We start from the raw sequence: 21,678 nt of genomic DNA, 5'->3' as shown, positions 1-21,678 counted from the left end.
ATTTTGATCATGGTCTTAACAGTAGAAGTATTAATTGTTTTAACTTAAAGTCATTGTGCGTACCTTTGCGCACTAATTTATTTTTTATGAGTGGAATCGTAGCCATAGTAGGAAGACCTAATGTTGGGAAATCTACCTTATTTAACCGTATGATCAAGCGTCGTGACGCCATCGTTGATGAGATGAGCGGTGTTACCCGTGACCGGCATTATGGACGAAGCGACTGGAACGGCAGGGAATTTTCTTTGATCGATACCGGGGGCTACGTAGTGGGTAGTGAGGATATTTTTGAGAAGGAGATCGACAAACAGGTAGAACTGGCTATCGATGAAGCCGATGTGATCGTCTTTGTGGTCGATGTGGAAACCGGTGTTACAGGGATGGATGAAGAGGTTGCCCAACTGCTCAGACAGGTAGATAAGCCTGTGTTCGTTGCTGTAAATAAAGTTGACAATGCCATGAGGGCTGCTGATGCGGTAGAATTCTATGCTCTGGGACTGGGAGATTATTATACCATTTCAAGTATTAACGGTAGCGGTACCGGAGAATTACTCGATGCCGTGGTAGAAGGCCTTCCTGAGAATGTGGAAGAAGAAGAGGAAGACCTGCCAAGGTTTGCTGTGGTGGGTAGACCCAATGCAGGGAAGTCGTCATTTATAAACGCTCTCCTAGGGGAGGAGCGCTATATCGTAACTGATATTGCCGGTACTACACGCGATAGCGTTGATACCCGATACAATCGTTTTGGCTTTGAATTCAGCCTGGTCGACACCGCCGGAATTCGTCGTAAGGCCAAGGTGAAAGAAGACCTTGAATTCTATACTGTCATGCGCTCGGTAAGGGCCATTGAACACAGTGATGTCTGCCTGCTGGTGGTTGATGCCACAAGAGGATTTGAGAAACAAGATCAGAATATATTCTGGCTCGCTGAGCGTAACAAAAAAGGGATCGTGATCCTGGTGAATAAATGGGACCTGGTTGAAAAGGAAACCAATACCATGAAAGAGTTTGAGAACCGGATCAGGAAGGAGATCGAGCCTTTCACAGACGTGCCTGTCATTTTCATGTCTGCCCTCACCAAACAACGTATCTATAAGGCTATTGAAACGGCCGTGGAGGTGTATAAAAATAAAACCAAGCGCATTTCAACATCCAAGCTCAATGATGTAATGCTGCCTATCATAGAACATAATCCGCCGCCGGCACATAAAGGGAAGTACGTAAAGATCAAGTTCTGTACGCAACTGCCAACCCCAACCCCTCAATTTGCTTTCTTCGCGAACCTTCCGCAGTATGTGAGAGATCCCTACAAAAGATTCCTGGAGAACAAGCTTCGTCAGAATTTTGATTTTCATGGGGTACCTGTACAGGTGTATCTTCGTAAGAAGTAGGTTTTTTCCCGAATATTTCTGATTACTTTAACATGCAGTTTAGAGTGTGGGTATTAATTTCGGTCGCCAATGTCCGGAACCTTGTCCGATTATAAGGCGCTGTGCCTTTTTTGATGATTTTAACATTCCCCCGTTAAACCATCGGTACAGGAACCGGTCTAATCTGAATTAACGCCAAATACATGAGAAACCTTTACCTGCTTCTATGCTTCCTGTTGGGGAGTAATGTTATCATTGCCCAGGAATTTCACATCACCGGAAAAGTAATGGATGCTGCTAATAAGCAAGCCCTGGAGGCCTCCACCATTTATGCCGAGAGCTTAAAAGATTCCAGTCTTATTTCATACACCATTACCGGTAAAACAGGCGACTTTGACCTTGCCTTTAATACTCAGGAGCCCCGGGTAAAACTCTATGTTTCCTATAACGGCTACCAGCCGCAGTCAAGAAGTCTGACGCTCGACCAACGTACCCTGGCTTTAGGAGATTTTTTACTGGAGATACAGGCAGAGCAGTTGGAAGGGGTAGATGTGGTTGGTGAGCGTGTGCCCATACAGATCAAAAAGGACACCCTGGAATTTAATGCCAATTCATTCAAGACCCGGCCCGATGCTTCTGTAGAAGATGTGTTGAAGAAACTGCCCGGGGTACAGGTTGATCTCAATGGAAATATTACCGTGAACGGGAAGCCTGTTAACAGGGTATTGGTGAACGGACAGGTGTTTTTTGACAGCGACCCAAAGGTGGCTACCCGAAGTTTGCCAAAAGATGTGATCGAAAAGATTCAGATCACCGATACCAAAACAAGAACAGAGGAATTTACAGGAGACCAGGCTGATGGCGAAAATAAGACCATTAACCTGACCGTGAAAAAAGATCGCAATAAAGGAGTTTTCGGAAGAATGGCGGCAGGCTATGGTACAGATGATCGCTACCAGGCCAGTGGTCTGCTTAATTATTTTAATAATACCCAGCGGTTTAGTGTTTTGGCAGCTTCAAACAACGTGAATAGTCCGGGCTTTTCAACAGATGAGGTTTTTGAGGCTGTAGGAGGTAATATTAGAAATGTGCGGGTTTCCGGCAGAGGTACGGGGCGAGGAGATTCTTTCAATATAAACGGTATCAATTTTGGAGGTAACCAGGGGATTACTACCTCTACCAATGCCGGAGCCAGTTATGCTAATGCTGAAAAGGATAAGTATGAGTTAAGTAGCAATTACTTTTATGGAAACAGTGAGAATTTTAATGATCAGCGTACCCTCAGAGAGAATTTGTTGCCTGACAATACCTTCTTTACCGAAGATGTAACTTCTACCCGTGGAAGCTCCAATTCTCACCGTTTGAGTGGCGATCTTGAGTATAATCTGAGTGAGAGTTTCCAGATCTCGGTTCGTCCTGCTATGACGGTGAACAATACCAAGACGTTTAATGAGAATACTACCCGTAGCTTTGATGAGCAACAGGTGACGGCCAACGAGAATCAAACCACGAATTGGTCTAATGGAGAAAACAGAAATTACAACAATCGTGTAGATTTCTTTAAACGATTAGATACCCTTGGGCAGTTCGTGAGGCTTACTATCTCTAACGATAATAGTACCACTGTGAATTTAGGACGTCAGAACAGCCGCCGGGAGGTATTTGGTACAGATCCGTCCTTAGTGCTGCTAAACCAGGAAACTACCGTAAACAACGCAGAAGATCAGTATGGTATTGAATTAGATTATCGTTTTCCTCTTTCTAAAGCTTTGCGGTTAGAGTTTGAGTACAACTATGAACTCAATGAGCAGAAGAATATCAGGGAGGTATTTGATTTTGATGAAAATACCGGGGGTTATACCAGTTTTAACACCTTGCAAAGTTCTGACTTTGAATTTCGTAATATCCGTCAAAGTCCGTCACTGGGAATATCCTATCGTAAGAACCGGAATTTTATCAGTCTTGAGGGAGTGTTTCAGCGCAATGATCTGAGAAACGAAGATTTTCTGCAAGGCATTTCCTTTTCGAAGGCCTACGAAAATTTCCTGCTGCAGTTCAGGGCCGGTCTGGGTGTAGGAAAGAACACGCGGATCTTTATGGGGTATTTTCCAAATATAAACGTACCCTCGGTAGGGCAGCTTCAACCCATTCCTGATGTAAGTAATCCTTTGAATATCGTAGTGGGTAACCCGAACCTCGATCCGGAATTGACGCACAGGTTCAATCTAAACTTCAATAATTACGATTGGAAGAGCGGGCAGGGGTTCTTTATTTATGCCGGGGGTAGTTATAGTGAAGATCAGGTGGTGGCTCTTACTACTACCGATGAAAATTTCCTGAGAACCACAGCATTTACCAATGTTGACGGGGCTTACAATTTTGGTGTGGGTATTGGGTACAATAAACAGTTAAAGAAGAAAGATAATTATACGCTAAGCCTGCGTCTGGATCCGAATTATAGTATCAGTAAGGTTATTAATTTTTCTAACGGGGTTCAACTGGAAACAGAGACCAGCGCTCCTGGTATCAGGGCTTCAACTACCTTTTCCTGGAACGAAATGATGGAAATAGAACCTCAGTACAGTTTTAGGTATAATGATACGCGATATAGCCTTGATCGGTTTGAAGATGTGAATTTCGTGACCCACAATGCCGGTCTGCGAACCACTACTTATTGGCCGGAGAATATTATCTGGGGTAATGATATTACCTATACCTACAACGGAAATGTGAGTGAATCTTTTGATAAAGATGCCTTGTTCTGGAATATGACCCTGGGGGTGGAGTTGTTTAAAAAACAGGCCAGCCTGAAGGTGATGGCTTATGACCTGCTCAACCAGAATATTAATACCCAAAGAACCACCGGGGTTGATTTTGTTCAGGATTCCCAGGGAACGGTACTTACCCAGTATTTCATGGTTACCATGACCTGGAAGTTTGATCAGTTTGGTGGAAAACGTCCGGGCAATTCAGGAAGGATGAGGTATTACAGGAGGTAACAAGTGACAGGTAACAAGTTGTGTGCTGGTTGAATGCTATGAAGTCTATTCTTTTGGACTACCCTTAGCTCTTAACCCTTAGCCCTTAACTCTTTCTACCATCCCCCTGAGGCACCACCACCGCCGAAGCCGCCACCGCCAAAGCCGCCACCAAAACCTCCGCCACCGAAGCCACCTCCGCCGCCGAAGCCTCCGCTGCCAAAGCCACCGCCACTGCGACGTCCCATGTTGCTCAATATGATCACGTCCCAAAGGTCCAGACCTCTTTTGCTGCCCGGACCACGGCCGCCTCTGCCGCCTTTACGGCGTGAAAGTATTATCATGATCAAAAAGATCATAAAAGCCAGGAAAAAGATATTAGGGAAGCCGGAAGAAGGCCCTTTAGGCTTTCGGCTGCCTTGATATTCTCCTTGTAAGACCTGGAAAATAACATCAGCACCCCGATCCAGACCGGCGTAGTAATCGCCTTTGCGGAATTCGGGAAGAATAACGTTTTCAATAATTCTTTTAGACAGGGCGTCGGTCAGTAAATGTTCTACCCCATAACCTGTATTGATAGCGATCCTTCGGTCGTCCCTGGCGAGAAGGATCAGGACCCCGTTGTCTTCTTTCGCCTGTCCGATACCCCAGGCTTGTCCCCACTGGGCTCCCAGGTAATTGATATTCTCACCTTCTGTAGAGCTGATGATGGCTACCACGATCTGGGTCGAGGTAGTGTCTGAGTAACGAATCAGTTTCTGCTCAAGACTGTTTTTCTCACTGCCTGAAAGTAAATTGACGTAATCGTAAACACTGGTTTGAAGATCCGGTTTAGGTGGGATCTCAAACTGGGCATATAGCATGGTTGCCTCCCCAAGCATAAGAAAGAGGAGGATGAAAGGGCATATATATTTTCTAAGTTTACTCATCCTCTGGATACTTCATCAGACAATTCATTGGCGTCATTACGATCCCAGGGGAAATACTTTTGGAGTTGTTCTCCGGCATGAAGTACCCCGGCAATGATACCTTCTCTGAAGTGACCGTTTCTAAAGTAGAGTTGCATCTCATCCCGGGTACTGTCCCAGAAATCATGAGGTACTTTTTCATAGATACCCTTATCGCCGTAGATCACGAATTTATGCGCTTCTACCGCAATATAGATCAACACGCCATTACGGGCTTCGGTTTGGTCCATCCCCAGTTCGTGAAAAACATCAGCTGCGTGTTTCAGAGGGTCTTCATCGGTGGTGGGTTCCAAATGAACTCTGATCTCTCCGGAGGTTGTTTTTTCTGCCTTTCGTATGGCCTCTACAATGACCTTTTCATCCTCTTTACTTAGAAAATCTTCTACCTCAGACATAACTTAGTTTTGGAAATCAAACTCCACTTCGGGAGCTTTTTCTGCTCCTGCTTCGGCTTCGAAAGGCGCTCTTTTTTCAAAGCCCAGCATTCCCGCAACCAGGCTGTTGGGAAAGATCCTGACGTGACGGTTGTATACGTTTACGGTTTCGTTAAAACGATCTCTGGCCACGTTGATACGGTTTTCGGTACCTTCGAGTTGTGATTGTAATTCCAGGAAGTTCTGGTTGGCCTTCAATTCAGGATAACGTTCTACTGTTACCAAAAGTCGCGACAATGCTGAAGAGACACCTGATTGCGCCTGCTGGAACTCTGCCAGTTTTTCCGGGGTAAGGTTTTCCGGGTCTATTTGCACCTGGGTCGCCTTTGACCGGGCCTCAATAACATCGGTGAGGGTACCTCTCTCAAAATCGGCTGCTCCCTGTACGGTTTGTACCAGGTTGCCGATAAGGTCGTTCCTGCGCTGATAGGAGCTCTCAACATTTGCCCAGGCTTGTTTTACATTTTCGTCGTATTCTACAGCGGTATTATTGATCCCTGCGATCCAGCTACCGATCACAAATACCAGCACCCCGATAACGATCAGGGGTATCAGCCATTTTTTCATAAGATGTATGTTAAAGTTGATTTTTGATCTTTAAAAGCTCAGCTTTTATAGCTTCCAATTTACGAATAATCTCGTAATTGTTCAGGGTTTGCTGCCCCTGTTCCTTAAGGTGTGTCTTGGCACCTTCCAGGGTAAACCCACGTTCTTTGACCAAGTGGTAGATGACCTGCAGGGTCTCAATATCGGCCTTAGAGAACCGGCGGTCTCCTTTGGCGTTCTTTTTAGGTTTGATCTCCTTGAATTCCTTTTCCCAAAATCGTATAAGAGAGGTGTTCACCCCAAAGGCTTCAGCGACTTCTCCGATACTGTAGTATAGTTTATCCGGGAGGTTAAGATGCATTAATCAAGAGATTGGTTTTCTTGTGAGGCTGCTTTCAATAAGGCTTCGAATTCTGCAGCCGATAAACTTCCGTAATAGAAATTGATCGGGTTGATCCGTTGTTTGTCCTTCCATACCTCATAGTGCAGGTGAGGTGCCTGAGACCGGCCTGTACTTCCCACATAGCCAATAATGTCGCCTCGTTTTACTTTTTGCCCTTTTTTCACCTTGTATTTACTCAGGTGGGCATAAATGGTTTTGTATCCGAAACCGTGATCGATCCTGATGTGATTACCGTACCCGGTAGCCCTGTTGTCGGCGCGTATTACTTCCCCGTCTCCGGTAGCATAGATCGGAGTGCCTCTCGGAGAAGTGAAATCCATGCCGTAATGAAACTTACGAACCTTGGTAAAAGGGTCTGATCGCCATCCGTAACCGGAAGCCATTCGCTTCAAATCTTTATTTCGAACCGGCTGAATAGCAGGGATAGAAGCCAGAAGTTCGGCTTTTACCTCTGCCAGGTCAGTGATCTCGTCAAGAGATTTCGATTGGATCACCATACGTTTCTGTAGCTTTTCCAGTCGCTGAGTGGTGTTGATAATGAGTTCGGAGTTCTGGAAACCTTCAAGGTCCTTATAGCGGTTAACCCCTCCGAAACCGGCATTACGCTGTTCAGCAGGTATGGGGTCTGCTTCAAAATAAAGTCGGTAGATGTTGTTGTCTCGTTCTTCGATATTGGCTAAAACATCCTCGATCTGAGCCATCTTTTTATTTAACAACTGGAATTGGAGTTCATAATTCTTCAATTCGCGGGCCTGTGAGAGCTCCTTCGGAGTATTCACCAGACTGGTGTTGAGCAAAACAATGAGTCCAAGCGTTCCGAAAAGGAAAGAGGCCAGCAGGAAAAGAATGAATGTCAGGATGTTTTTACCTTTTTTAGGCGCGATACGCCTGTAGGATAAAGTGTCTGAATCGTAATAATATTTTACCTTCGCCATTCGCTTAAATGTTCTATTTTTGCCATCTAAAGATGCAGCAGTAGCAACTGTATAACAAACAAATATAAACATTGTTTTGTAGTTGCCTGAATTTTTGTAAAAAGTTAGGATTTTATGATGACATCAAAGGAGATACGGCAGGAATTCCTTAAGTTTTTTGAAACCCGAAAACACCAGGTGGTTCCTTCTGCCCCCATGGTAATAAAGGACGATCCTACCCTGATGTTTACCAATGCCGGAATGAACCAGTTCAAGGAATTCTTTCTTGGCAATAAAACTCCCAAATACTCACGTGTAACCGATACCCAGAAATGCCTTCGCGTAAGCGGAAAGCACAATGACCTTGAGGAAGTAGGAAAGGATACCTACCACCATACCATGTTTGAAATGCTGGGCAACTGGAGTTTTGGAGATTACTTCAAAAAAGAAGCTATTGAATGGGCATGGGAGTTGCTTACTGAGGTGTATAAGATCAATAAGGACCAATTATATGTAACCGTTTTTGAAGGAGAGGCAAGTGATGGCCTGAAAATGGACCAGGAGGCCTACGACCTTTGGAAACAAATCGTTCCTGAAGATCGTATCCTGATGGGGAATAAGAATGATAATTTCTGGGAAATGGGTGAACAGGGGCCTTGCGGGCCTTGTTCAGAGATCCATGTTGATATTCGATCTGAAGAAGAGCGTCAAAAAGTTTCCGGAGCATCCCTGGTTAATATGGACCATCCGCAGGTGGTAGAGATCTGGAACCTGGTATTTATGGAGTTTAACCGTAAAGCCGATGGCAGCCTGGAAAAATTGCCGGCTCAACATGTAGATACCGGGATGGGCTTTGAACGCTTGTGTATGGTTTTGCAAGGGGTTCAGAGTAATTACGATACCGATGTATTCATGCCGCTTATAAAGCAACTGGAAGCTGGTAGTGGTGTGAAATATGGAGCTTCAGAAGAAACAGATATTGCTATTCGGGTAATTTCAGATCACGTAAGAGCAGTGGCATTCGCCATAGCTGATGGTCAGTTGCCTTCGAATACCGGTGCAGGATATGTAATAAGAAGAATATTAAGAAGGGCCATCAGGTACGGATTTACCTTCCTAGATAAAAAAGAACCCTTTATCTATGAGCTCGTAGCCCTACTAAGCGACCAAATGAAGGAGTTTTTCCCTGAGATAGGCGCCCAGTCTCAACTGGTGGCAAAGGTGATCAGGGAAGAAGAGGCCGGATTCTTAAGAACCCTTGAACAGGGCTTGCAACTGCTCGATCAGATCATTGCCAACAATGAGGGGGATACGGTGAAGGGTGTTAAGGCTTTTGAGCTTTATGACACCTACGGATTTCCCATAGACCTGACGGCCTTGATTCTCAGCGAGCGAAATATGAAGCTTGATGAAAAAGGCTTTCACGAGGAATTAAAAAAACAAAAAGAGCGTTCAAGAGCGGCTACGAAGGTAGAAACCGGCGACTGGACCATCCTGGATGCCGAGGCGGGAGAAGAATTTTTAGGGTATGATACCCTGCAAACTCCTTCACGAATTACCCGTTATCGAAAGGTAGAACGTAAAAAAGGAGGAACCATATATCAAATGGTACTTGACCGTACCCCTTTCTATGCAGAAGGCGGAGGTCAGGTTGGAGATCAGGGCTACCTGGAAGACGTTGCAGGAAATAAGATTCCTGTAAGCGACACCAAAAGGGAAAATAATCTGATCATTCATTTTTCGAAATCCTTACCGAAAGATCCTGCGGGTGAACTAACAGCGGTGGTAAGCCGTAAAAAGCGTTTGATGACCCAGGCTAACCATACCGCCACCCATTTGCTGCATCAGGCCCTTCGGCAGGTGCTTGGTACCCATGTGGAGCAAAAAGGGAGTATGGTAAACAGTGATGGTTTACGCTTCGATTTCTCTCATTTCAGTAAAATGACGAAAGAAGAGTTGGCGGAGGTTGAAAAATTCGTCAACGACCGTATCAGTGAAAAACTTCCAAAAGTAGAAAAGAGGGCCGTAGGTTTTCAGGAGGCAGTTGACGATGGAGCCATAGCGCTGTTTGGTGAAAAGTACGGGGATAAGGTAAGAACCATTAATTTTGGAGAAAGTACTGAGCTGTGCGGAGGAACCCACGTAGAGAATACCGCTGATATCTGGTATTTTATTATTACTTCAGAAAGTGCTGTGGCTGCCGGAGTGAGAAGGATAGAAGCTATTACCGGAGAAAAGGCCATGGAATACCTCAATAAGAGAGATACTACTCTTGAGGAGGTTACCCAGGTGCTTAAAAACCCGGCAGATCCAGTAAAGGCAGTAAGTAATTTGCAGGAAGAGAACGCAGCCCTCAAAAAGCAGGTGGAAGTTCTGCTGAAAGAAAAGGCAGGAAACCTCAAGCACGACCTTAAGGGGAAGATCACTAATGTAAACGGCATAAATTTCCTGGCTGAAAAAGTAGATCTTAACCAGGGCGGGATCAAGGACCTTTGTTTTGAACTGGGTGGAGAGATGGACGACCTCTTTCTTTTCTTTGCTACCGAAGATAACGGTAAGGCCATGCTGAGCTGTTATATCTCAAAAGATCTTGCTGCTGCCCGGGGGCTTAACGCAGGTCAGATCGTTAGAGAATTAGGGAAATATATCCAGGGAGGGGGAGGTGGTCAGCCTTTCTTTGCCACGGCGGGAGGAAAGAATCCGGATGGAATTCCCGAAGCATTGGAAAATGTAAAGACGTATATTCAAGCATAAAAATAATCCCGCATTCGTGCGGGATTTTTATTTTTGGAAGGATAAATGCTGAACCCATGAAGTTTCAAACGTTAGTTCCTGTCAAAAAGGAAGACCCGCAGATCGATTACCATGCCCGTATGGTGCTCATGGGGTCTTGCTTTGTGGAGCATATCGGAGAAAAACTGGAGTATTACCAATTTCAGCAAATGACCAATCCATTTGGGGTGTTATTTAACCCTATGGCTATAACCGGGCTTTTAGAGCGGGCGGTAAATCAGCGGTGGTTCACTAAAAATGATCTGTTTTTTTCAAACGGACGCTGGCATTCTTATGAGTTGCATTCTGTCTGTAGTCATGCTGATGCAGATCACATCCTGGAAACGGTGAATAACAACATGCTAAGACTTTACGGGGAGCTTCAGAATGCCAGTCACTTTATTCTTACCCTGGGCACTTCATGGGTGTACAGGCATTTGGATACGAACAGGGTGGTAGCAAACTGCCATAAACAACCTCAAAGGCTGTTTGAAAAAGAGCTGTTGGATATTCATGAGATCGAATTGCAATTAGAGAAGACCGATCATCTTATAAAAAGTATAAATCCTGACTGCGCTGTAATTACCACAGTCTCTCCTGTGAGACATATAAAAGACGGGATAGTAGCCAATCAGCGCAGTAAAGCGCACCTAATAGCTGCCCTGCATCAATTCCTGGAGACTGTAGATACCTGGAGTTATTTTCCTTCCTATGAGATCCTGATGGATGAATTAAGGGATTATCGCTTTTATACCGACGATATGCTTCACCCTTCCCCGATGGCGGTAGAAGTGGTTTGGTCAAGGTTTCTGGAAGCATGGGTGGCACCCGGGACACATTCTGTAATGGAAAAAGCAGATCGGATCAGGAAAGGTTTAAAGCATAAGCCATTTGATCCTGAAGGGGAGGCGCACCTGAAGTTTGTAAAAAAGATAAAACAGCAAATCAAGGAGCTCGTTACCCAATACCCGCATATGAAATTCGATGATGAATTTTTCGGATCCTGATGCAGTCTAGCCTTTTTCAAGAATCCATTGTACCAAACCTGTTTTAAGATCAGAGCCGCTTACCGGAAGGCTGTCAATAAGTGGAGATTGTTTTTCGACTATACTGTTGTTCACTATCTTTTGATAATGAAGTTGAAGGGCTTCCAATTTTCCGGTAGTCCAGTAGATCTCTTTTTGATAGGGGGCGCCTTCGGCGGAGCTTAGTACACTTACGCTAAGATGACCATTTCCGATAAATCCCGGGTATAGAAGCCTTTGTTTTTCCTTGTCGGTAATGATACCGCCGAGTATACTTATACCATCAAGGGAGGGTGTGCGTGAAAATCTCCCGTAGTCAGGGTTGTAGAGGTAAACTATATATTCGGGATTGCCATTATTGTCAGTTCCTTTTTTGAAGCTGAAATCAGTATATCCGTCAAAATTCAAGTCTTCCTGTTTATAATGTTTTTCCCGGGTAATAAGATCGGTCAAAGAGGCTCTTCCGGGAGTTCCTGCCTGCGGTAGTCTGAATATCAGCCTGTTTTTTACCGGGTCAACCAGGTCCTTATGTTGTACTCTAACCGCTACCTCTTGCTTTAATGGGTTCGCACGATGATAAGAAGCCGTGTATTTCCAAGCTAGCTGTTTCCCGTTCAGCCTAAAGGTGTCGGTTTCTATTTCAAACACACTGTCCTTAAGCTGGCGGTAGTATTGGGGGTAGTTTTCAACCGATCTTACAGAGTCTGTCTTTATAAGATCGAAGGTGAAATTCCTATCATAGCGATAGTGGCGTATAACCGAGTCTTTTTGGTAAACAACCAGGTGGGGATGATCATATACAAGGCTGTCACGAACGCTGTGCTGCAAGAACAAAGTGTCGTTTACAAACGCAGATTTTATGTAGCTGTTCACTTCTTTACCCCTTTTCTCAGCCCTGAGGGTTGTTACCTGGTAGGTGCTGTCAGTAGGGTAGGTAACAAGAACATTGGCTGTTTGATTTTGAGATACCACCCATAGTCTCTCCATAGATACGCTGAGATAATCAGGTAGTAAGGGTCTGTGATCTGTATAGACCTCCTTTCCGGGAAAAACAGAGTCCGAAACAAAGGTGTTGTTCAGCCTGGCCGATTTGATGGTTTTAAAGAACCGGTTAGGGTTGGGGAGATCTGATTCAAATTGACGTTGGGTAAGAAGGTCAAAATAATAATTAGCTTCCATAGGGGCCGGAAGCAGTTCAAGGGTGTCTGAATGGATCTCAAGCCCTTGGGCGCTTACCTCACCCGAATCCTTCTCAAGAACGTAAAATATAACCTTGTTCTGATCGCGGAGGTCAGTGCGGAATAATTCTCCTGGGAGTATTCCTCTGGCCACTTTGCCGTTGTAGGTAATAGCGGTGTGCGTAAAATGAGTGATCCTGCCTCCCTGGTTCGACTTCCCGGTCAACTTCACCCCGGTGAGAAGAGAGTCTTCAATGGCGATAACACTGGCTTCTGAATACACTGAATCGCCGGAGGTAAAGGAGTTATTCTTTACCCTACGCACACGTTCGGCTAACTCCTCTTCAGTTTCAAGGCGTTTTCTATTGTTGATGGAGGCCTGAAGAAGGGAATCGGCTTTTTGACGTTCTTTTTCAAGAGCCTCATCATCAACCTCGTTTTTGCACGAAATTGTGCATAGCAATATGGCTGAAATAATCACAAAAAATAGTGAAAAGGCAGAAGATCCTCTTAGTGGATGTCGACTTAGGAAATGTAATCTCATGAACCGACTTTCGATGTTTCGACCAATTCTATGCCATTGTCAATGAGGTGACCAACCTCAGGTCGGTCCAGTTTGATCTGTTGTAAATGCCCGAGGATCTCCTCGGCAAATTCATGGTCGCCTCCTTGTACTGCCAATTCGTATAGCTCCACAGAGAGCAGCCAATCTCTTGGGTGGTCTTCACGAAGTTCGTTAAAAACCTTATGACGTGAAATGGTTTGGTTGCTGCCTTCTCTGTATTCTCTGATCTGTTGGTATAACTGTTCAAGACGCAGTGTTTTTTCAGGTCTTTTGGCTTTTATGGTCTGTTCTGAAGGAACATGGGTGATCAGGTCAAAACTATTACTGTCTGCAGGACCGCTGAAAGCAGAAATGACTTCTTTTCCTACCGCCATATCGTAAATTCCCCATTCCGGTTTAAAAAGGACTTCCTCTCCATAGGTAACGGTACAGTTTTCAAAACTGATCAAAATGATCTTGCCCTGAAGATTTCGTTTCCCGGTAATAATATTTCCTTCTACGGCGATACCTCCTTCGAATTCCAGGCGAATAGACTCTCCTTCATAGATCTTATAAGCCTTCAGGTCACGCGGACTCATATCTTCAATAGCCAGGTTAATGCCTTTTAATTTGCCAACCGGACTTCCGAAACCGTCAGGGTGGTTAAGTGTGCCGTGACCAACCAGTTCTTTTTCCCTGAGGGCCAGGGCAGTATCTCCATGGGTTTGAAAATAGATGGGGCGTCCTTCGTGGCTTATCACCCTATTGAAAACACCCGATACTTGCAGGCCTGTGCTTAATTCTACCGTGCCCAGGGCCTTGGAGTTGATCAGTTTCTGCAATCCGCTCAATCCGCCCTTGCGAAGGGCCATGGTGTTGGCAAACTCTTCCAGTACCAGGCTTAAGTGGGCAAAGTCGGGGGTCACGAAAAGTTGTGGTTGAGGTTTGGTGATGTCAAAATCCTGGTAAGCTGCTTCCAGGGTATATGGCAGTTTCTTAACCTTATCCGTCATACACCAGGTACTTTCTCCAATGGAGGAAAGCAAGCCCGCTCCATAGATCTTCGGGTTGTCAAGAGTTCCTATAAGTCCGTATTCAACGGTCCACCAATGCAGGTTTCTTATAAGCGCCATTTCACTGGGTTCGCCGGCTTCCTTCTGGAGCTCGTCTACCTTCTTTTCTGCCGCTTCGATCTCCTCAACCGGGGTGCCTTCGGCTTCCTTAATAATACTGAGGTGTCTTATAGCTTCGTAGATCTCATAATCGCGGGCGCTACTGATGGCCTTGCACCCTATTTCTCCAAAACGTCTGAGGTATTCGGCGTATTCGGGGTTGGCAATGATGGGGGCGTGGCCTGCACCTTCATGAATGATATCGGGTGCCGGCGTGTATTCAATATTCTCCAGTTGACGGATATCTGAGGCGATCACCAAAACGTTATATGCCTGGAATTCCATAAAAGCATTTGGAGGGATGAATCCGTCAACAGCAACGGCAGCCCAGCCGATCTCTTTCAGGATACGGTTCATGCCGTACATGCTGGGGATATGATCAATGGAAATTCCGGTTTTCTTAAGCCCTTCTGTATATGAATCGTGGGCTACCCGGCTGAGATAGTCAACATTTTTTCGCATTACGTACCGCCATACAGCCTGGTTAATCGGGGTGTAGTCGTCGTAATTCTGAGGCTTTATAAATTGCTTGAGATGCCTGGGCAAGCGCTCAATCAATGGGTTGGTTTCGTACTGCATTTCCATAACTAGTGTTTGTTGCAGGATAAATTTACAAAACAGGCAGGAAAATGTTCTTAAAAAGGATATAAGTTATGCGGTTATACGGTTATACAGTTATTCGGAAATAAAGCTAAAGGCAGAACTGCTGTTTAACGGCATAACCGTATAGTGGTATAACTAAAAAAGCCTCCATCAGGAGGCTTTTTCTAATTTCCGGCAGTTTCTGCCTTTATCGGTGGAGGGAATTCCCCCAATATCTCGTTCACAAAAAGTGCTATGCGCTCTTCTTTTTTGGTAATGTCACCGTTAGTGATCAGGTCACCGGTACCCTTACCCTGCCACACCAGTTCTTTACGTTTGGTGTCGATCAGGTCGATGTAGAGCGATCCTTCGGTATTGGTGCTTACAGTAGAACCATAAGCTCCGCCCCATCCGGGTCCCCAACCGGGACCCCAGCCCCAGCCCCAACCCCAGCCCCAGCCGGCGTTGTTGTATACGGTAACGCGATCGCGCTCACTGGTGAAAATACTGATCAGCATATCGGGGTTGCTTGATTTCTGATAGCCACGATTAACCAGTTCATTCTGTATACTGCGCAGGATACGCTTTTTATCCAGGTCAGAAATATTAGCCCGGTCAATGCCCGGTTTATAGAATGCAAAGGTTTTGTATTGATCAAAATCGGCCATGCGATCGTAATCGGTGGCCACCCGAACACTGGTGCACCCGGTGAGTAAACCCACCAATACTACCAAAGACAATGTTAGTTTAAGTGTTTTCATAGTTTTTTAGTTAAAGTGTTAAGCATGGCAGCACCCTTAAAAGGTTGGTTGGCGACCTGCTTTAACCCTAAAGAAGGTCAAACAACTTTTCATCTACCCGGTTAGGCAGTGTAACCTTTAGTTTTGGTTCGGCCTTCATGGCTCGTTTAATAGCAAACACGGCTTCCTCGTTACGGGCCCAGCTTCTGCGTGCAATTCCGTTGTTTACATCCCAGAATAACATGGACTTAAGGTTGGCATCTGCTTCCTTAGAACCATCAAGAACCATACCAAAACCACCGTTGATCACCTCTCCCCAGCCAACGCCACCGCCGTTATGGATGCTCACCCAGGTAGCGCCGCGAAAGCTGTCGCCGATCACATTGTGTATGGCCATATCGGCTGTAAACCGCGACCCGTCATAAATATTTGAGGTTTCTCTAAAAGGAGAATCTGTACCGCTTACATCATGATGGTCTCTTCCTAAAATTACAAAACCAATTTCATTTTTTGAAATAGCTTTATTAAAGGCCTCTGCAATTTTCATACGGCCCTCGGCATCGGCATATAAGATCCGGGCCTGTGACCCAACCACGAGTTTGTTTTCCTGAGCCCCCTTGATCCATTGAATATTGTCGGCCATTTGTTGCTGGATCTCCCTAGGGGCATGTTTTCTCATCTCTTCCAGTACCTCACAAGCAATGTCGTCAGTTTTTTGAAGGTCTTCGGCCTTTCCGCTGGCACAAACCCATCGGAAGGGACCAAAGCCGTAGTCGAAGCACATGGGCCCCATGATGTCTTGTACATAGCTTGGGTATTTGAATTCTTCAGAGGAATTGTTCTTCATAATATCGGCCCCGGCTCTGGAAGCCTCTAAAAGAAAGGCATTGCCATAATCAAAAAAGTAGGTTCCCCTTGCAGTGTGTTTATTAATGGCATCTACCTGTCGCCTAAGAGATTTTTGAACTTCTTCCTTAAATTGTTCCGGTGCTTCGGCCATCATCCGGTTGGCTTCTTCGAAGCTTAGCCCTGCCGGGTAATAACCGCCGGCCCAAGGGTTATGAAGGGAGGTCTGATCAGATCCCAGGTCAATATGAATGTCTTCTTCATAGAATTTCTCCCATACATCAACAACATTGCCGTCATAAGCAATAGAGACAACTTCCCCTTCACGCTGTGCCTTTCTAACACGTTGCACTAATTGATCAAGGTCTGCAATCACTTCATCCACCCATCCCTGGGAGTGTCTTGTTTTAGTCGCTTTTGGGTTGACCTCGGCACAAACGGTAATACAGCCTGCAATATTTCCAGCTTTGGGCTGTGCTCCGCTCATTCCTCCAAGACCGGAAGTAACAAAAAGGTGTCCTTTCGGGGCTTTACGGATCTTTCTGAAGCCATTTAATACCGTGATGGTGGTACCGTGAACGATGCCTTGCGGACCAATATACATATAACTTCCGGCAGTCATTTGTCCGTACTGGGTTACTCCAAGGGCATTAAACCGTTCCCAATCATCAGGCTGAGAGTAATTAGGGATCATCATACCATTGGTAACAACCACCCTGGGAGCATTTTTATGGCTGGGGAAAAGTCCCAGCGGATGACCGCTGTACATGACCAGGGTTTGTTCATCAGTCATTTCGGCAAGGTATTTCATCACCAGGCGATATTGCGCCCAGTTTTGAAATACGGCTCCATTCCCGCCATAGGTGATCAGTTCATGAGGGTGCTGAGCAACCTTAGGATCCAGGTTGTTTTGTACCATCAGCATGATAGCCCTGGCCTGATGAGACTTGCCCGGATATTCTTCGATAGGGCGGGCATACATGTCGTAATCAGGCCTTAACCTGTACATATAGATGCGACCGTAGGTTTCCAGCTCCTCCAGGAATTCAGGGAGCAGGGTGCTGTGCTGGCTTTTATCAAAATAGCGAAGCGCATTGCGCAAAGCGAGTTTTTTCTCCTCCGGATTTAAAATGTCTTTACGTTTGGGTGCATGGTTCACCGAAGGGTCATAAGGTTTTGCTGAGGGTAATATGGCAGGAATGCCTTCCAGAATTTGGTCTGTAAAAGTCATGATCTTTTAGATTGAAATTGGTAAATAAGGGCAACCCACAACAGAGAGCATCGTTCATGTGGGTGCATTCAGGACCTGTTTAATGGCCGAAGATTTGGAAATTTCCTTTTCAGGAGATCGCTAACTAGGGGTAGCGTATATCGGCACGGTGTTGATTACCGTATATCATGATCTTGTATTTCATGATGCCAATATCCATAGGGCTACCTGTTTGTGTTGGTTTTTTTATTGAATCCGTATGGGCAATGACGACATCCACTCTGACAACAATACCCTCGCTTTAAGTGGTATTGTTCGGTGAACACCCTGTAGCCTTCAGGGCTCAGGTAGTAGTCACCTTCTTCAGGAGGAAGAATCTTTCGGTTCATCAGATGCAATAAAATTTGGGTTGTTTTTGCAAATATAGAAGAAAAGCGTATCTATATACCATCATTAGATTTATGATTTTAATTTTCAAATACATATTTCCGGGTAAATACGTCGGATTGGCCCTTTGGCCATTTATCGTATTGAAGAGTGTTGATCTGAAGGAAGATCATTCACTAATGAATCATGAGCGTATTCATCTCAGGCAGCAACTCGAAATGTTGATCCTGCCTTTTTACCTTTGGTATACCTTTGAGTGGCTTGTACGGTGGATAATTCTTGGCAATGCACATCGCGCTTACAGGGAGCTTAGTTTTGAACGGGAAGCCTACGCCCATGAAAATGATCCTGATTACCTGAAAACCCGCCGACCCTGGTCATTTTTCGGGTACCTGGCCTGAGAAAGTAATGGTTCTTTTTATTTTTGTGGCAAATACACCTCCCTTGCAGAATCAAAAAGTTGATCTGGAAATATTCGAAAAAGCTTCGCTCGAAGTCCATCTTAAAAGAGAAGATGAGATACATCCTGTGGTTTCCGGGAATAAATTTCGAAAGCTGAAATACAACCTGCTTCATGTTCTTGAACACGGATACCGGGGGGTACTGACCTTCGGAGGGGCTTTTTCCAATCATATTGCCGCTACAGCCTATGCCTGCAAGGAGGCCGGAATACCTTGTGCAGGAGTCATAAGAGGGGAGGAGCTGAAGGATAAGCCATTGAACGATACGCTTGCAGCTGCTTCATCGCAGGGGATGCTGCTTCATTTTGTATCCAGGGAAACCTACCGTGAAAAAATGAGTTCCGAAATGAAGGCCCGATGGCGGGCAGCATACCCCGGGTATTATATTCTTCCGGAAGGCGGTAGTAATGACCTGGCAGTAAGAGGGTGTGCAGAGATATTGACAGCCGAAGATGCCCGGTTCGATGTGATCTGTGCAGCGGTAGGTACCGGAGGAACTTTAGCCGGTTTGATCACAGGATCTCACCCCGGTCAGCATGTGATTGGATTTCCGGCATTGAAGGGTGATTTTTTAAAGGAGGAAATTGTTAAATTTGTTCAGTCAGAAAATTGGAGCCTGCAGACCAGGTTTCACTTTGGAGGCTATGCCCGCATAAACGAGATCCTGGTAGATTTCATGAATTCGTTTAAATTGAAAACAGGTATTCCGCTTGATCCTGTATACACGGCAAAAATGATGTATGGAATACAGGTTTTGGCAGAGGAGGGCTATTTTAACCCCGGCACTAAAATACTTGCCATCCATACCGGTGGCTTACAAGGCATACCCGGTATGAACCGAGAACTTAAAAGAAAAAAACTACCGCTTATACTATGAAGATCCAATACCCTGCACTAATGCTTTTGGCCCTCCTGGCAGTGGGCTGTGGAACCCATAAAAGAACGTACAACGAGAAACCACGCCAGCCCGAAAAAAAACAGGTTGAGGTTGAAAAAGCTGAAACGGAAACCCTGGAGTCAACTTCTAAGACCACGGTTTATACCGATGTGGTAAGAGCCTATATAGGAACCTATGATGACATTGCCATGGCGCAGATGAAGACCTATGGTATACCGGCTAGTATTACCCTGGCGCAGGGAATTCTGGAGAGTGGAGCAGGGAGAGGGGACCTGGTGAAAAGAGCCAATAACCACTTCGGGATAAAATGCCACAAAGGATGGACCGGCCCGTCTGTTTCACATGACGACGATAGCAGGGGCGAATGCTTCAGGAAATATCGCCACCCTGAGGAATCTTATGCTGATCATTCCCGTTTTCTAACAGGAAGGCAGCGTTACGCCTTTCTTTTTGAGTATGAGAAAGACGATTATAAAGCATGGGCAAAAGGGCTGAAAAAGGCCGGGTATGCAACCGATCCGCGTTATCCTAATAAGCTGATCAGCATTATCGAAAAATACGGCCTTTATACCTTTGATGCCATGGTGCTTGGGAAGAAGGTAAACCAACCTGCAGTGGCATTTGAAGGAGAAGACCTGAATGCCTATAAGGTTCAAAAAGGAGATACCCTTTATTCTTTATCCCGTAAGTATGGGGTAAGTGTAGATAAGATAAAAGAGCTCAACGGACTAAAGGATAATAATATTCAGATCGGTCAGGAGCTTTATTTTAAATAGAAATCAAAATTTTAAAAATGATCTATAAGAGAAGTAGTGCCTTATTTGCTGAAGCGCAGAAAGTGATCCCGGGTGGGGTGAATTCGCCCGTAAGAGCGTTTAAGGCTGTTGGAGGAGATCCTATTTTCGTGAAGCGTGCCAAAGGTGCGTATCTATATGATGAGGATGGAAATAAGCTAATAGATTATATTGCTTCCTGGGGGCCATTGATCCTCGGGCATGCCTTCGATCCGGTCGTGGAGGCTGTAAAGCAAAGGGCAGAGTTGGGTACCTCTTACGGAATGCCCACTGAGCTGGAAACAAAGATCGCCGAACTGGCGGTTTCCATGGTGCCCAATATAGATAAGATCCGTTTTGTGAACAGTGGTACCGAGGCTTGTATGAGTGCGGTGCGTCTGGCAAGAGGATTTACCGGCAGAGATAAGATCATCAAGTTTGCCGGGTGCTACCACGGGCATTCTGATTCCTTTCTTATTCAGGCAGGAAGCGGGGCTGTAACTTTTGGAAGCCCGAACAGCCCTGGAGTTACCCAGGGTACGGCAAAAGATACCCTGCTGGCCGCATACAATAACCTGGAAGAGGTAGAGACTTTGCTGGAAGCCAATAAAGAAGAAGTTGCTGCCATCATTATAGAGCCTGTTGCAGGAAATATGGGATGTATCCTGCCGGAAGAAGGATTCCTTGAGGGGCTTCGAGCACTCTGCGATACCCATGGCACCTTGCTTATTTTCGATGAGGTGATGACCGGTTTTCGTTTGGCTCCCGGAGGGGTACAGGAACTGTTAAAAGTGAAGGCCGACCTGGTTACCTTCGGAAAGGTGATCGGAGGAGGTTTGCCGGTAGGCGCTTTTGCGGGTTCAAAAGAGATTATGAGTCACCTGGCGCCGGAAGGTCCGGTGTACCAGGCGGGAACACTGAGTGGTAATCCACTGGCCATGGCAGCGGGGTATACCATGCTAAAACACCTGAATGATCATAAAGAAGTTTTTAAAAGTCTTGAAGAAAAGACGGCCTATCTTCATAAGGGGCTTGAAGCGGCCATGAGTACTGCAGATATGCCCTGGTGTATTAACAGGCTGGGTTCTATGATCAGTCTGCATTTTACCGAAGAGGTAAAAGATTTTGCCACCGCAGCAAAAGGGAATAATGACACCTTTAAAAAGTATTATCACCATATGCTCAACAGCGGCATGTACTTGCCACCGAGTGCCTTTGAAAGCTGGTTCCTCAACGATGCCTTGAGTTACGAGGATCTTGATAAGACCATAGAAGCCACAGCGGCCTTTGTGAAACAATAAACAAAAAAAGCGGGAGACTCCCGCTTTTTTTGTTTCAGTAACCTAAAGGAAAGTTTGTTTTTTAGTCTTCGCGAGTTCCGGCTTAGCCGGAACGTGGCGACCTGCCTGGCAGGCCACGGCAGACAGGTCTCCGAAATAAAATAAGAGTACTTATTTTATTTCGGTTTAAGAAGCCC

At 45.5% G+C, this 21,678-nt stretch carries 18 protein-coding genes; 8 read left to right on the top strand and 10 right to left on the bottom strand.

What is annotated here, in order from left to right; all coding sequences use genetic code 11:
* Window positions 1-86 precede the first annotated feature (86 nt).
* Window positions 87-1,391, top strand: a complete 1,305-nt coding sequence (gene der, locus E7Z59_RS00140; protein WP_136334264.1) for a ribosome biogenesis GTPase Der — start codon at window positions 87-89, stop codon at window positions 1,389-1,391.
* A 182-nt stretch (window positions 1,392-1,573) separates the two neighbouring features.
* Entirely contained in the window at window positions 1,574-4,369 is a 2,796-nt protein-coding gene (locus E7Z59_RS00135) for an outer membrane beta-barrel protein (protein WP_136334263.1), read from the top strand.
* A 95-nt stretch (window positions 4,370-4,464) separates the two neighbouring features.
* On the opposite strand, the gene E7Z59_RS00130 is transcribed toward E7Z59_RS00135, so the two are convergent.
* Genes E7Z59_RS00130 through E7Z59_RS00110 form a run of 5 tightly spaced genes read right to left on the bottom strand, consistent with a single transcriptional unit; the run spans window position 4,465 to window position 7,634 of the window.
* Window positions 4,465-5,277, bottom strand: a complete 813-nt coding sequence (locus tag E7Z59_RS00130) for a TPM domain-containing protein (protein ID WP_199287185.1) — start codon at window positions 5,275-5,277, stop codon at window positions 4,465-4,467.
* Entirely contained in the window at window positions 5,274-5,711 is a 438-nt protein-coding gene (locus tag E7Z59_RS00125) for a TPM domain-containing protein (protein ID WP_136334262.1), read from the bottom strand. The genes E7Z59_RS00130 and E7Z59_RS00125 overlap by 4 nt, the downstream gene beginning before the upstream one ends.
* Before the next feature lie 3 nt (window positions 5,712-5,714).
* Complete coding sequence (locus E7Z59_RS00120; RefSeq protein ID WP_136334261.1) at window positions 5,715-6,317, bottom strand: LemA family protein; 603 nt, start codon at window positions 6,315-6,317, stop codon at window positions 5,715-5,717.
* 10 nt (window positions 6,318-6,327) lie between these two features.
* Window positions 6,328-6,657 carry a MerR family transcriptional regulator gene (locus E7Z59_RS00115; protein WP_136334260.1) on the bottom strand — a complete coding sequence of 110 codons (330 nt, stop codon included), beginning with the start codon at window positions 6,655-6,657 and terminating at the stop codon, window positions 6,328-6,330.
* The gene (locus tag E7Z59_RS00110; protein ID WP_136334259.1) at window positions 6,657-7,634 is read right to left on the bottom strand and encodes a M23 family metallopeptidase; all 978 of its coding nucleotides are present in this window, start codon (window positions 7,632-7,634) and stop codon (window positions 6,657-6,659) included. Before E7Z59_RS00110 ends, E7Z59_RS00115 begins: the two co-directional genes overlap by 1 nt.
* A 117-nt stretch (window positions 7,635-7,751) precedes the next feature.
* Here E7Z59_RS00110 and alaS point away from each other — a divergent pair, with 117 nt between their 5' ends.
* A complete protein-coding gene (gene alaS / locus E7Z59_RS00105; RefSeq protein WP_136335474.1) occupies window positions 7,752-10,367 on the top strand; it encodes an alanine--tRNA ligase in 2,616 nt (871 codons plus the stop codon).
* Between the two features lie 56 nt (window positions 10,368-10,423).
* A complete protein-coding gene (locus E7Z59_RS00100) occupies window positions 10,424-11,392 on the top strand; it encodes a GSCFA domain-containing protein (protein WP_136334258.1) in 969 nt (322 codons plus the stop codon).
* 6 nt (window positions 11,393-11,398) lie between these two features.
* Here E7Z59_RS00100 and E7Z59_RS00095 read toward each other — a convergent pair whose 3' ends face one another.
* The 5 genes from E7Z59_RS00095 to E7Z59_RS15190 form a co-directional block, all read right to left on the bottom strand.
* Window positions 11,399-13,132: an XAC2610-related protein gene (locus E7Z59_RS00095; protein WP_136334257.1), complete on the bottom strand. Its 1,734-nt coding sequence runs from the start codon at window positions 13,130-13,132 to the stop codon at window positions 11,399-11,401.
* On the bottom strand, window positions 13,129-14,883 hold the full coding sequence (locus E7Z59_RS00090; RefSeq protein WP_136335473.1) for an aromatic amino acid hydroxylase: 1,755 nt from the start codon (window positions 14,881-14,883) through the stop codon (window positions 13,129-13,131). Before E7Z59_RS00090 ends, E7Z59_RS00095 begins: the two co-directional genes overlap by 4 nt.
* Window positions 14,884-15,071: 188 nt before the next feature.
* Complete coding sequence (locus E7Z59_RS00085; RefSeq protein WP_136334256.1) at window positions 15,072-15,647, bottom strand: DUF4136 domain-containing protein; 576 nt, start codon at window positions 15,645-15,647, stop codon at window positions 15,072-15,074.
* 67 nt (window positions 15,648-15,714) lie between these two features.
* Window positions 15,715-17,703 (bottom strand): urocanate hydratase, encoded by a 1,989-nt coding sequence (locus tag E7Z59_RS00080; protein ID WP_136334255.1) that lies wholly within the window; start codon window positions 17,701-17,703, stop codon window positions 15,715-15,717.
* Window positions 17,704-17,906: 203 nt separating this feature from the next.
* The gene (locus tag E7Z59_RS15190) at window positions 17,907-18,071 is read right to left on the bottom strand and encodes a DUF5522 domain-containing protein (protein WP_168731214.1); all 165 of its coding nucleotides are present in this window, start codon (window positions 18,069-18,071) and stop codon (window positions 17,907-17,909) included.
* 72 nt (window positions 18,072-18,143) lie between these two features.
* Between E7Z59_RS15190 and E7Z59_RS00075 the strand changes: the two genes are divergently transcribed.
* Genes E7Z59_RS00075 through hemL form a run of 4 tightly spaced genes read left to right on the top strand, consistent with a single transcriptional unit; the run spans window position 18,144 to window position 21,502 of the window.
* Complete coding sequence (locus E7Z59_RS00075) at window positions 18,144-18,470, top strand: hypothetical protein (protein WP_136334254.1); 327 nt, start codon at window positions 18,144-18,146, stop codon at window positions 18,468-18,470.
* Window positions 18,471-18,513: 43 nt separating this feature from the next.
* Complete coding sequence (locus tag E7Z59_RS00070) at window positions 18,514-19,407, top strand: 1-aminocyclopropane-1-carboxylate deaminase/D-cysteine desulfhydrase (RefSeq protein WP_242015651.1); 894 nt, start codon at window positions 18,514-18,516, stop codon at window positions 19,405-19,407.
* Complete coding sequence (locus tag E7Z59_RS00065) at window positions 19,404-20,204, top strand: glucosaminidase domain-containing protein (protein WP_136334252.1); 801 nt, start codon at window positions 19,404-19,406, stop codon at window positions 20,202-20,204. The genes E7Z59_RS00070 and E7Z59_RS00065 overlap by 4 nt, the downstream gene beginning before the upstream one ends.
* Before the next feature lie 17 nt (window positions 20,205-20,221).
* Window positions 20,222-21,502, top strand: a complete 1,281-nt coding sequence (gene hemL / locus E7Z59_RS00060; protein WP_136334251.1) for a glutamate-1-semialdehyde 2,1-aminomutase — start codon at window positions 20,222-20,224, stop codon at window positions 21,500-21,502.
* Window positions 21,503-21,678 lie beyond the last annotated feature (176 nt).

Origin of the sequence: Robertkochia marina (assembly GCF_004799345.1) — a bacterium.
GTDB lineage: Bacteria > Bacteroidota > Bacteroidia > Flavobacteriales > Flavobacteriaceae > Robertkochia > Robertkochia marina.
The sequence above is the reverse complement of the archived record's forward strand: the minus strand, read 5'-3'. Positions and strand labels throughout refer to the sequence as shown.

Bases quoted from the DNA above. Each gene is read 5' to 3' on its own strand.
- alaS (WP_136335474.1), top strand. From the start codon at position 7,752: ATGACATCAAAGGAGATACGGCAGGAATTCCTTAAGTTTTTTGAAACC.
- E7Z59_RS00115 (WP_136334260.1), bottom strand. From the start codon at position 6,657: ATGCATCTTAACCTCCCGGATAAACTATACTACAGTATCGGAGAAGTC.
- E7Z59_RS00090 (WP_136335473.1), bottom strand. From the start codon at position 14,883: ATGCAGTACGAAACCAACCCATTGATTGAGCGCTTGCCCAGGCATCTC.
- E7Z59_RS00135 (WP_136334263.1), top strand. From the start codon at position 1,574: ATGAGAAACCTTTACCTGCTTCTATGCTTCCTGTTGGGGAGTAATGTT.
- E7Z59_RS00065 (WP_136334252.1), top strand. From the start codon at position 19,404: ATGAAGATCCAATACCCTGCACTAATGCTTTTGGCCCTCCTGGCAGTG.
- E7Z59_RS00095 (WP_136334257.1), bottom strand. From the start codon at position 13,132: ATGAGATTACATTTCCTAAGTCGACATCCACTAAGAGGATCTTCTGCC.
- E7Z59_RS00080 (WP_136334255.1), bottom strand. From the start codon at position 17,703: ATGACTTTTACAGACCAAATTCTGGAAGGCATTCCTGCCATATTACCC.
- E7Z59_RS15190 (WP_168731214.1), bottom strand. From the start codon at position 18,071: ATGAACCGAAAGATTCTTCCTCCTGAAGAAGGTGACTACTACCTGAGC.
- E7Z59_RS00125 (WP_136334262.1), bottom strand. From the start codon at position 5,711: ATGTCTGAGGTAGAAGATTTTCTAAGTAAAGAGGATGAAAAGGTCATT.
- E7Z59_RS00120 (WP_136334261.1), bottom strand. From the start codon at position 6,317: ATGAAAAAATGGCTGATACCCCTGATCGTTATCGGGGTGCTGGTATTT.
- der (WP_136334264.1), top strand. From the start codon at position 87: ATGAGTGGAATCGTAGCCATAGTAGGAAGACCTAATGTTGGGAAATCT.
- E7Z59_RS00075 (WP_136334254.1), top strand. From the start codon at position 18,144: ATGATTTTAATTTTCAAATACATATTTCCGGGTAAATACGTCGGATTG.
- E7Z59_RS00085 (WP_136334256.1), bottom strand. From the start codon at position 15,647: ATGAAAACACTTAAACTAACATTGTCTTTGGTAGTATTGGTGGGTTTA.
- E7Z59_RS00110 (WP_136334259.1), bottom strand. From the start codon at position 7,634: ATGGCGAAGGTAAAATATTATTACGATTCAGACACTTTATCCTACAGG.
- hemL (WP_136334251.1), top strand. From the start codon at position 20,222: ATGATCTATAAGAGAAGTAGTGCCTTATTTGCTGAAGCGCAGAAAGTG.
- E7Z59_RS00130 (WP_199287185.1), bottom strand. From the start codon at position 5,277: ATGAGTAAACTTAGAAAATATATATGCCCTTTCATCCTCCTCTTTCTT.
- E7Z59_RS00100 (WP_136334258.1), top strand. From the start codon at position 10,424: ATGAAGTTTCAAACGTTAGTTCCTGTCAAAAAGGAAGACCCGCAGATC.